Source organism: Carboxylicivirga caseinilyticus (genome assembly GCF_050589785.1).
In the GTDB taxonomy this organism is placed as follows: domain Bacteria; phylum Bacteroidota; class Bacteroidia; order Bacteroidales; family Marinilabiliaceae; genus Carboxylicivirga; species Carboxylicivirga caseinilyticus.
The window spans coordinates 122199-134310 of record NZ_JBNGOX010000007.1; the positions used below are offsets into that span (position 1 = coordinate 122199).

The 12112-nt window shown below is 35.6% G+C and carries 5 protein-coding genes; all 5 read right to left on the reverse strand.

The window, feature by feature from the left end:
* Positions 1-33: 33 nt before the first annotated feature.
* Positions 34-2844 carry a beta-galactosidase GalA gene (galA, locus tag ACRD62_RS05755; RefSeq protein ID WP_430819177.1) on the reverse strand — a complete coding sequence of 937 codons (2811 nt, stop codon included), beginning with the start codon at positions 2842-2844 and terminating at the stop codon, positions 34-36.
* A gap of 401 nt (positions 2845-3245) precedes the next feature.
* Positions 3246-4775, reverse strand: coding sequence for an alpha-N-arabinofuranosidase (locus tag ACRD62_RS05760; protein WP_430819178.1), 1530 nt, complete (start codon positions 4773-4775; stop codon positions 3246-3248).
* A gap of 10 nt (positions 4776-4785) precedes the next feature.
* Positions 4786-6267, reverse strand: coding sequence for an arabinan endo-1,5-alpha-L-arabinosidase (locus ACRD62_RS05765; protein ID WP_430819179.1), 1482 nt, complete (start codon positions 6265-6267; stop codon positions 4786-4788).
* Positions 6268-6442: 175 nt separating this feature from the next.
* Positions 6443-10723: a hybrid sensor histidine kinase/response regulator transcription factor gene (locus ACRD62_RS05770; protein ID WP_430819180.1), complete on the reverse strand. Its 4281-nt coding sequence runs from the start codon at positions 10721-10723 to the stop codon at positions 6443-6445.
* A 158-nt stretch (positions 10724-10881) separates the two neighbouring features.
* Positions 10882-12006 carry an aldose epimerase family protein gene (locus ACRD62_RS05775; protein ID WP_430819181.1) on the reverse strand — a complete coding sequence of 375 codons (1125 nt, stop codon included), beginning with the start codon at positions 12004-12006 and terminating at the stop codon, positions 10882-10884.
* Positions 12007-12112 lie beyond the last annotated feature (106 nt).

Sequence of the window (12112 nt, forward strand, 5' to 3'; positions counted from 1 at the left end):
CTTTCATAAAAATTGATCTATACATTAAAACAATTATTCAACCGTAATAATAAGTTTTGTGCCTTTAAGTCCGTTGGATGTTGCATTTAAAATAATTTCTCCTGCCCCCCTCTCATCTGGTTGAACAATAACCTGTGCCAATCCATTGAATAATTTTCTTTTCCACTGATCAGCACCTTTCACCATTTGAATATCGCCTAAATGCTTATTTGGTTCGTCCCATTGATTTGGTGGTGCTAAAGGTAATCCAACTAAAACAAGATTATTAGTACCTTCTTTCAATAACGAATTATCAATCTTGAACACTGCCATATTATCTAAATCTCCTTCAATAGGTTGAATATTTACTCCATTTAAATATGCCTGCAGATTATCTCCAACTTTTTTAGAGTACCAGATGAATTGACCGTTGGTCACATCTTCTTTTGAAAGATCAAATTCTGTTACCATCATTTTATTCTTCGAATCTTTCTCTAAAATAGCTGTTGCAGCTTCTGGCAGATCCACCTCTATTTCTCCTAAATCGTATTTCCTAATCTTAGGCGTTTGAATAACTTTATAATCATCAATAAATTTATCTTTTTCCAATGAAGTTGGATTTCCGTTACCAACGCCAATTAGTTTTCCTGGTCCTTCTAATGTAAACTCTATTAAATTATCAGCTACTGGCACTGCCCGGCCTTTTTTATCCAATACTTTAACGGTTACAACAGAAACATCGTTGGCACAATTTTTCAACATGGTTTTATGCCCTGCTAACTCAATCTTATATGGATCAGTAGTTGTTTCAACAATCTCCTCCATTATTTTTTCCCCATTGGCATAACCAACCGCTTTTAATTTTCCAGGTTGATAAACAACAGGCCACTCCAAATGACCATTAACCTCCATACTTTTTCGACCTTGTGTTTTACCATTAAGGAATAACTCCACTTCCTCACAGTTGCTGTATGCCCAAACCTGTATGGTATCACCTTCTTTTCCAGTCCAGTTCCAGTGAGGAAGCAAATGTAAAACAGGCTCATTACCCCACCACGATTTCAGGTAGAAAACATTGTCTTTTGGGAAACCACATAAATCCATCATACCAAAATACGAAGTGATAGATGGCCATGCATAAGGTGTTGGTTCACCTCTATAATCAAAACCAGTCCAGATAAACATTCCAGCCAGGTAATCACGTTCAGCATAATGCTTCCAGCTGGTCTCAATTGTTTCCCATGTTGGACGAGGTAAATGATCGTAAGCTCTCATATAGTGCTTTTCAGGATCATCAAAATAAATCCCACGGGTTGCCCAGGTAGAACCTTCCTCTGTACCCATTGAGGGTTGATTTGGAAATAACTCGTGATGCTTATCGGTATCCCATTGTCCCAGGTAATTGTAACCCATCACTTCAACTGCAGCAGAAACACCCTGATTACAACCACCGCTAACAGCAGTATTCATCGGCCGGGTCGGATCAATGGTTCGGGCAAAATTTTGCATCGTAGTGGTGATTCTCTCACCCAAAACATTACACTCAATGCCCCATTCTTCATTACCCATGGACCAAACAAAAATACTAGGATGATTACGGTCACGACGGATCAATCGCTCTACCTCATCAAAAGCTTCCTGATGGCTCCCCATTAATCGATTTTCGTCGATAACCAAAATTCCCATTTCGTCACACATAGACAATAACTCAGGTGTTGCCGGATTATGTGAACTTCGATAAGCATTACTTCCAAAATTCTTCAGTTGTTGCAAACGCCAGCGAATTAACTCATCAGGCATAGCACAACCCACACCAGCATGATCCTGATGATTATTGGTTCCTTTTAGTTTTACATGTTTGCCATTTAAGAAAAATCCTTTATCAGCATCAAAATAAACTGTTCTAAAACCAGTACGGGTCTTATATTCATCTACTACATTTCCATCCACTAAAATTTGAGTAATAACGGTATGTAAGTATGGATCCTCAAGTGACCATAAATGAGGATTACTAACAACCATTGATAAATCCACTTCACCTTTTGCCATTGCTGCTAAAGTATTTTCTTCACTTTTAGCCTCAGCCAAAACTTTACCCTCAGCATTGATTACTTGCTGACTAACAACAAATATTGATGAATCTATTCCTCGATTTTCAATCTCTGTTTTAACGGTAACGTTGGCTTTATCAGCATCGATATCAGCATAAACAAAGGTTCCGTCTTTTTGAACATGTAAAGGCGATGTCTTGCGCAGCCAAACGTGGCGATAGATCCCTGCTCCTTCGTAATACCAACCTTCTTCGATGGTAACATCAGCCCGAACAGCAACAACATTCTCTCCACCATAATTTAATAGGTCTGTAATATTATAACCGAAGCTCTGATAACCGCTTGACTCATTCCCCAGATAATGTCCGTTAACCCAAACCATAGCATCCCGCGAAACTCCATCGAAATCAATAAAAATCTGATTGCCAAAATCCTTCTCATCAATCGTAAAATGCTTTCGATACCAACCCACACTAACATCCGGAAAATTTCGACCTACTGCCTTATAACCATGGCTATGGCTGCCTTTGGCATCAAAAGGAACTTCTACTGCCCAATCGTGAGGTATATTCAACTGACGCCATGTTCTGTCGTCGAATGAAACAGCTGCAGCTCCATCACCAAAACCTGCTTTTGCCAGATAGGTAAAATAGCTTGTTCCGGTGTTAAAATCCTTTTCAAAATCGGTTGGATGCCCGTATGTAAATTTCCAATCCTTATCAAAATTGATTCTTTCTCTAACCACCTGGGCATATACACTCGGTATTAAAACCAGTAACCCTAATAACAAAACAGTTTTTCTATTTAAACTCATAATGATGCTATACTTTTTCTATTCCAGAAATGTACTCTTATTGTCAATGACGATTTAATGAAAATCAATCGTTTTATTGCCGGATTGAATCAAACCAACAGTCATTAAATTAATTATTTAAATTGTTGCATGCAATTGAAACCTCATTCTATCAACATTTGCAAAAATAATTATGATCAGATTGCTTTAAATTATTGTTTGTTTCCTATTGGGTATGTAAATGTTAATTTATCAATCATCCAATAAACCTACTCAGATAATTAATCAACTAATAACTAGTACTTAGATAAAATATTCAAACAAAAAAAATGTCACAAGACAATTAAAGTCCTGTGACATTTTTTTCTTAAATATTATTTATACTTAAAGGTAGAAAGATCTACCTGAACTACCATTTAAAGCTATTCCAAAGTAATCAAAACAACAGATTTTGCTGGTATTTTTATTTTCATTGTACCATTCTTTGGTTTGGCAACTTTAAATTCTTTTAATGATACCTGTTCCGTTTGATCAAAATCGTTTAACGATTGTAATTTTTCTCCTGTAACAATCAGTCCTGTTGCATTTTTATATTTCTGATTATCAAAAGTATATTCAATTTCCTCATCCTTGTTTGGATTCAAATTACAAACAGTCATGCTTAGTTTACCATCTTTAATAGATGCTGAAGCATTTAATGCCGGAACCTCTTCATCACCCACTTTGTACATTTCTGTCTGAACATCTAAAGGTACCAAAGTAGCATCCTGATGAACACTGTACATTTTAAAGATGTAGTAAGTAGGTGTTAACAACATTTTATCCTCACGCGTTAAAATAACTGACTGTATCACATTAATCATCTGGGCAATATTTGCCATTTTAATACGATCAGCATGATTGTTGAAGATATTCAAATGAATTCCTGCCAGTATAGCATCTCTCAAGGTGTTTTGCTGATATAGGAAACCTGGGTTTGTACCCGGCTCACAATCATACCATGCTCCCCACTCATCTACGATCATATCAATTTGCTTCTTTGGATCATATTTATCCATAATGGCAGAATGATTGTTAATTAACTCTTCCATATAGAAAGTTTTTCTCATGGTAAGATGATACTCAGCTTCATCAAAATCTCTCGCAGATCCTTTGTTTCCCCATCCTCCGGGATGAACATAGTAGTGAAGTGAAAGTCCATCAACAATGTGCTTGTAGTGCTGAAGTTTTTTCATCAACACTTCTGTCCAGTTATAATCGGCAACATTAGCACCTCCAGCAATTTTATAATCAGCACCATGACAATAGGTTGCATAATTACGATACAGATCAGCATAATACTCTGGAGTCATATTTCCACCACAGCCCCAGTTTTCGTTACCAATTCCCCAATATTTTACTTTCCATGGTTCTTCCCGCCCATTTTGTTTACGCCACTCAGTCATGGGACTTTTATTGGATGAAGTCATATATTCAACCCACTCCTTAGCCTCTCGTACCGAACCGGATCCAACATTAAGATTAATATAGGCATCAGCACCAATCAACTCACAAAAATCCATAAACTCATGGGTTCCAAAACTATTATCTTCCGTTACGCCTCCCCAATGAACATTAACAATGGAAGGTCGCTCACTTTTGGGTCCGATACCGTCTTTCCAGTTATATGTATCGGCAAAACAGCCTCCAGGCCATCGCAACAAAGGAATTTGCATTTCACGTAATGCATTAATCACATCTACACGAAAACCTCGGACATTTTCAATAGATGAACCTTCACCAACATAAAAGCCATCATAGATACAACGTCCCAGATGTTCTGCAAAATGACCGTAGATATCTCTGTTGATAACTGTTTCAGCCTTTTCAGTATTGGCCGTAATTTTGTTTTGAGCAAATACTGTTGTTGACAAAAACAGTACTGCAAGAAGAAGAATAGATTGAATTCTCATTTTTTGTAGCTTATTTAAGAGGTGTTACTTTTTTACCCCAGATTCCGTGACCGCTTGGTAAAATACCACTGAACAGAATGGTTTCACATTCCTGTTCCCAATCCCATCCTCTGAAGATAGCACATTCAATTTTGCTTGTTTCATCACCCGCAAGATAAAGAACTCCATCCTTTAAATCAAAATTTTTAATTTGTTCCAATTTTTCAACTCTAACTTCGCCATTTGTTGTAAAAGTTGCTTCAACAGAAACATTAAAAGCTTCTGGTTTATATTGCCAACCACCGGGAGTATATAGTTTTTTATCGGGTATATTCTGTAATTCAATAATTTCCCATAATCCGGTTAACTCCTCTTTTTCAATCTGATCTTTATTCTCAATAATATTATATCGTTCCGGTGACAACACAGGCCAGCCATTTGATAACCAGTTTACCTCACGCACATGCATTTGCAGCGCCAGATTTTCGGGAGCCAATCTACCCTGATGCATAACATAATACTTCCCGTTATCGTTTAATACAGCACAGTGAGCATTCCCGTTCCATCCGGGATGATTCTTAAACATATAACTATGGGTTAAAATTGGATAGTTATCTGTGGTGTCTTTTAAATCGTTTCCAAAATAATCCAGGAATGGGCCCTCTGGTGATTCAGATCTTCCAACACGTAGATTATAAAAACTGAATAAGGAGTCGTATGATACAAAAAGATAATACATATCCTGTTCTTCGTTGAATACGATTTCAGGAGCTTCAATCACCCGATCCTTACCATTTTCAAGACGGGCAATCAAATGACCTTTATCTCCGGGAGTTAAAGCTAAACCTGTTTCGGTATTCAGTTCCATGCAATATAACCCTCCAAAGTATGAACCATATACCATCCAGTCCTTACCAGTTTTTTTGTCTGTTATTACGGATGGATCAATTGCATTCATTTTACTTTCACGGGTGGTTTTTACAATTTCCCCCTTATCTTCCCATGGTCCTAAAGGTGATTCAGAAGTTGCCATGCCTATGAAAGATGCATTAGATCCAAAATAAGAAACCGAGTAATATAAACGATACTCATCACCTACTTTACGAATGAAAGGCGCCCACATATTATCAGCTGCATGCCCACCATTCACACTTTTTACATATGTAAAGGCTTCTTCAGGTGTTTCATCAAATACCCATCCTTCAAAATTCCAGTTTACCAAATCCTTTGAACTTCGTATCGGAAGTTTTCCAATATGAACACTGTCATCCTTAAAATTAATATTCGGTGGTGTAAAATAGGCACCCGTAGCATATACATAATATGTATCACCTACTTTTATACAAGACGGATCATGAACATTGGCTGCATTCCATTGATTACGATGACTTAAACTTGATATCTCAGTATAGTCATCAGTGTATGGGTTGCGTTTCTTTTCAGCAGGTTTCATGCTGCAAGCCTGAAGGCCGATAACACTTACCAAAATTATTAAGTAGGGAAAATATCTCATCTTGTAATATTTGTTACTATTCAAAACAAAATTAACCTGAGAGATAGTCTATAGAGAGGACAAACGTTTTTATAAAGTGGATAGATGTAGAATATACCTACTATATATTCAACCAATGTTCTGTAAACAACTTCTGTATACGCTATCAGTTAGAGCATCTTATAAGTTTACACAATTATGCACCTGTGTATTCACTTGGCGAACAATCATAGAATTTTTTAAATACACGGCTAAAATATTTCGGATCGTTGAATCCAACCATTACAGCAACTTCGGCAACCTGATATTTTTTAGATTTAAGTAAAGGAATCGATTTTTTTAGTCGAAACACATTGATGTATTCATTAGGTGAAACATTGGTTAATGCTTTCAGCTTTTTATACAACAAACTTCTGCTAACAAACATTCTTGACGAGAATTTTTCAATATCGAAAGTTGGGTCAGCATATAATTCAGAAACAACATTATTCACCTTTTGCATAAATTCATCGTCCAACGAACCTCCTTTTAAATCCAATTCTTCAGCGCTATTCTGCAGATATATTTTCTTCAGTTTTTGCCTGTTCTCAACCAGACTTTTTATTTTGGCCAATAACAATGCAAAATTGAATGGTTTGGTAATATAATCATCGGCACCTACTCCCAGACCTTCCACTTGATTCTCTTCCATACCCTTGGCTGACAGCAATATGATTGGAAGATGACTGGTATTAAGATTATTTTTTAATTGCTTACATAAATCCAAACCATTCAGCCTTGGCATCATAATATCACTAACAACCAAATCAATTTCTTCTTTTAAGGCCTGATCATATCCATCCTGGCCATCTACCGCTGTATAAACTTTGTAGGTATCACTTAATGATTCACTTAAGAAATTTCGTAAATCATCATTATCTTCCACAATTAAAAGCTTTACTTTCTCTCTATCGTCATCATCATTTAATTCAGCTTTTTCTTCTGTAGCTTTCATTAAATTTACTTTCTCAATCAACGAAAGCGAATCTCCAATTTCCTTTTTAACAATAGTATATTCTTTAAAAGCGGCTTCTTCTATTGGTAGTATTAAAGTAAAAGCAGAACCTTCACCAAATTCGCTTGACACCGAGATTTGACCATTAAGCTTTAGTACTAATTCTTTTACTAACGAAAGCCCGATACCTGTTCCAAAGCCCAGATTATTATCGGCACGATAAAAACGATCAAATACCTTTTCTAATGTTTCCTTTTTAATTCCCTGACCAGTATCTGTCACTACGACCTTGATACATTTACCTAATTCCTCGTCATTAAACTGCTGTAGTTCCAGATCTACTTTACCATCCTCGGGTGTATACTTAAAGGCATTTGACAATAAATTAAAAAGTATATTTTCAAGTTTTGATTTATCGTACCACCCTTCATAATCTCCTTTGCTAACATTAATAGAATAGGCTATATTTTTATCTTCAGCCAACACTTTAAATGCTTCACCAATCTCTGTAATCACTTCATTCAGATTACCATCATGCAGAAAAACCTCTAATTTACCGGCTTCTAATTTGCGGAATGTTAATATCTGATTTGTTAACATCAACAATCGTTCAGCATTTCTTTTAACGATATTTATCGATTTCTGCACATTCTCAGGAAGCTGATACTTGGGATTATTTAATATTCTTTCAATAGGCGAAATAATCAGTGTTAATGGGGTTCTGAACTCATGCGAGATATTTGTGAAGAATTGCATCCTCATCTGATGAATACCTTCAACCTCCTTGTTTAAGGCAATTAACTGATCACGCTGTGATATAATTTCTTTATTCTGATCCTCTAACAGACTTTTCTGATTCTCAATTTTCGCTCTCCTTCTCTCCAGTTGTTCATTATTATCCAACAACCTTTGTGAAGTTTCTTCAAGTTGTTTGTTCTTTTCATTAATTTCTAAAGTACGGGCACGAACAAGTTGTTCCAGTCTTTTCTTTTGCATTGAAATGCGGAAAGAGCGATAACGAGCATAGGAGGCACCCAATAAGATGATGAATGCGACTACCAGTAACTTAAACCACATTTCCTGCCAAAACGGAGGTATAACCTCAATGTATACCTCTGTGATATCATCATTCCAAATTCCTTCGTGATTAGTGGTTTTTAACTGGAATGGATAAACTCCACCTGCAAGGTTGGTATATGATGCGATTCTTCTTTTTGAATCCACCTTAATCCAATCTTTATCAACTCCCTGCAATCGATAAGCATAGGTTATTTTCGATGAATGAAGAAAATTCAAAGCCGAAAACTCAAGCGAGAATACATTGTCTTTATACGAAAGTGTAATTGTATCATTAGCAAAAGAAGATCTTTTCAATGGTATTTGTCCATGATATTCTTCCCCTGGTTGAACGTTCTGGTTATAGATATTTAATTTGGTAATAGAAGCTTTTGTATTGTATGAAACACTTTCAATGCTGTCAGGATGAAAATAGTTTAAACCACTTAATCCTCCAACATACAAATACCCATCCTTATCTTTGTATGCTGCCGACCAGTAATACTGGTTATTTCTTAAACCATCCTGTTTGTAATAGTTGATAAAATGATTATCCTTTTCATTAAATCTCGCGAGTCCGTTTTCAGTAGTAATCCAAATATTATTTGAATTATCTGTCAGAATGGAATATACTACATTATTAGCCAATCCATCTTTTTGATTGTAAATCCTGAATTCGTAGTTACCATTGGTTGTTTCAATACATTTGGCTATCCCACCTCCATAAGTACCAACCCAAATATCTCCGTTCTCATCTACGTTGAGTGAACTAACGTAGCTATTTGGCAAACTATTGGCCTCATTGGTTTCTTTATACCACACTTGTTCATACCGTGAGATTACAGTAGGTTGATCATTTTTAACAAGTTTACCATTAAAACGGTGAAGACCATTGGTGGTACCAATCCAGTAAAATCCATTTTTATCTTCAACCATACAACCTACTTCCCAAACCGACATACCTCCATCCGGGCCAATCGGATAGAAACGATCCTGTACCTCGTTGTATATACATAAACCAGACTGCGTTCCAACTAATAGCTCACCCGACTGATTGACATACATAACCGAAATAAAATCACTTGGCAATCCATTTTCTGAGTGATAGGTTTTTAATATTCGATTAGATCCTTTTTGCAGTACCTGAATTCCCATTCCCCAACTTCCTGCCCATATATTGTCCTTTTTATCTTCATAAATGGAAGTGATAAAATTACTCTCTATTGAATTTTTATCAGAAATGGTTCGATAAAACTGAATATCTTTTCCTTTTGTATTAACTTTTGCCAATCCATCTCCGGCTGTCCCAACCCATAAATTATTTCCGCTCTTAAAAATTGAATTGATAATATCCTTATTCAACACCTCGAATTCGGGATTTAAATCGTCTAGCGAATAAAAACTCTTTTGATGAATGTTATAATAGGCTAATCCAATTTTATCGGTACCAACCCAAACACTTCCAAATTCATCTGCGAAAAGTGAGCGGATGAATTCAACCTGATTTATTTCTTCCCGATTTGTGAAAAGTCTGGAACGGGTAACTAATTTATTATCTAAATTTAAACTACAAAATCCACCCAAGGTGCCGATTAACAATATATCAGCATCACTTTTAGCCAAGGCTGTTACATTTGCATGACTCAAGGAGTTATCATCGTTGGCAATAAAATTATACCATTCAATTTCTCCTGTTTGTTTATTCAATACAAACAATCCATTATTGGTGCCTTGAAAAAGATAATTTTGATCCTCAAGGATACTTTGCACATATGTTGGAATCACCACCTCTGGCTGATATTGATAAGGAATAAAATTATCAACCGAGGTATCAAACACATATAAACGTTCGTTTGTACCCAATAATATTTTACCTTCCAAACCTTTTTGAATACTTAATGGTCTTGGGTTATCTCCTTCATACAAATAATGCCCTGATAACTTCAATTGATTGTTCGCCTGAGATAATTTATATATCCCGTTGGTTTTAGTAACTACCCAAAGAAGTTCATCTACACACAGCACTTTAATAACGTCTTGCTTAAAAACCGACATGATTTCATTCGGTAAAACAGAAACAAACTTACCCTCCAATAAATTAAATATCTGCAGTCCTTTTTGTGTGGTTACAAAAAGAGATACCTTGTCATCGAATGCCAGATCTAAAATTCTATTATCCCACAAGTTATCATCAGTTCCCTTTGAGAAATAATATTCAAACTCATAACCATCGTAGCGACATAATCCATTATCGGTACCTATCCATACAAATCCAAACCCATCTTTTATTATTGATTGAACAGTATTTTGTGGTAATCCATCGTCAATATTAATATAATCAACACGTGGATTAATTTGCCCCTGAAAAGACGAAGAGGATAGAATAAATAATATAAATATGGTAAATCGTAAGAAATTATCTTTCATATGCTGCTGTAATACTTCCAAACAATTGAAATATTTCTGAATAGGGCCGATCAGCTTTGATTCTTTACTATTGTATACAAATATAAGAGAGCTGAGTATTAAAAAAAAGAAGGCAGTAAAAATACTGCCTTCTAATTCATTTATATTCTTAATAATCTTTATTCAACTCTGAAAGCATAAATACAAATTGAATAATACTCATCACCTGGATTTACTAAAGTTGAAGGAAATTCAGGTTTATTAGGTGTATCAGGAAAATGCTGAGTCTCTAAACACAAAGCTTCACGATAATTTAAAGTCTTACCATATTTACCCGGGTATTTTCCATCCATAAAATTACCGCCATAGAACTGAATACCAGGTTCATTTGTATACACATCCATAACACGACCAGAAACAGGTTCTTTTAAGGTAGCAGCTAAAGTCAAACCATCTTCTGCCTTATTTAAAACCCAGTTATGATCATATCCACCACCCTTTTTTAGTTGCTCATCATCAGCATCAACTCTGGCTCCGATAGCCGTTAGTTGTCTAAAATCAAATGGAGTTCCTTCAACGGGAGCCAATTCTCCGGTTGGAATCAAGCCTGCATCAACAGGAGTGTATGCATCGGCATTAATCATCATCAGATGATCATTAATAGTTCCGGAAGCCTCACCACCTAAATTAAAATAGGTATGATTTGTAAGGTTAACGTGAGTTGGTTTATCAGTTGTAGCAAAATATTCAATCTTTAACTCATTCTTATCTGTCAATTCATAAACAACTTTCACTTCCAGGTTACCAGGATATCCTTCTTCACCATCAACTGAAGTATAGGTTAATTCCAACTTATTTTCACCAATCGGAGTTGCAGACCAAACTCTGTCGAAGAAACCTGTTGGTCCACCATGTAAAGTATTCACTCCATCGTTTTGACTTAATTTAAAAGTATCCTCTTCAATAACAAACTGAGCATTTCCAATACGATTACCGTAACGACCGATTAATGCACCATAAAATGTTTCAGGATTATTTAGGTATTCATCAGCCGTGTTATATCCAAGGCTAACATCTGCATAATTTCCTTTTTTATCAGGTACCCAAAGATTAACTACCCTACCTCCCAGGTTAGTAATCTGAGTTACCATACCTGTATTATTCTTTAAAGTATAAAGCTTAACTGCCTCACCATTATAAATGGTTGAAAAGGAAGCCTCATTAATTAAAATTACGTTGTCAGTTTTTTTGCTGCATGATGCAAAAATTGATGCAATCATTAAAGCAAATACCAATTTTTTCATATAAATCTCAATATTAGTTTAACATTAATAGAGCAATCAGAATCTAAAATATTAAAAGTAAAATTAACTTTTTTTCTTAATTATATGGATGAGTTAGGGATAAAAT

What these genes read in the sequence shown, in the direction of transcription:
- galA (WP_430819177.1), bottom strand. Translation starts at nt 2,844, where the DNA reads ATGAGTTTAAATAGAAAAACTGTTTTGTTATTAGGGTTACTGGTTTTA.
- ACRD62_RS05760 (WP_430819178.1), bottom strand. Translation starts at nt 4,775, where the DNA reads ATGAGAATTCAATCTATTCTTCTTCTTGCAGTACTGTTTTTGTCAACA.
- ACRD62_RS05765 (WP_430819179.1), bottom strand. Translation starts at nt 6,267, where the DNA reads ATGAGATATTTTCCCTACTTAATAATTTTGGTAAGTGTTATCGGCCTT.
- ACRD62_RS05770 (WP_430819180.1), bottom strand. Translation starts at nt 10,723, where the DNA reads ATGAAAGATAATTTCTTACGATTTACCATATTTATATTATTTATTCTA.
- ACRD62_RS05775 (WP_430819181.1), bottom strand. Translation starts at nt 12,006, where the DNA reads ATGAAAAAATTGGTATTTGCTTTAATGATTGCATCAATTTTTGCATCA.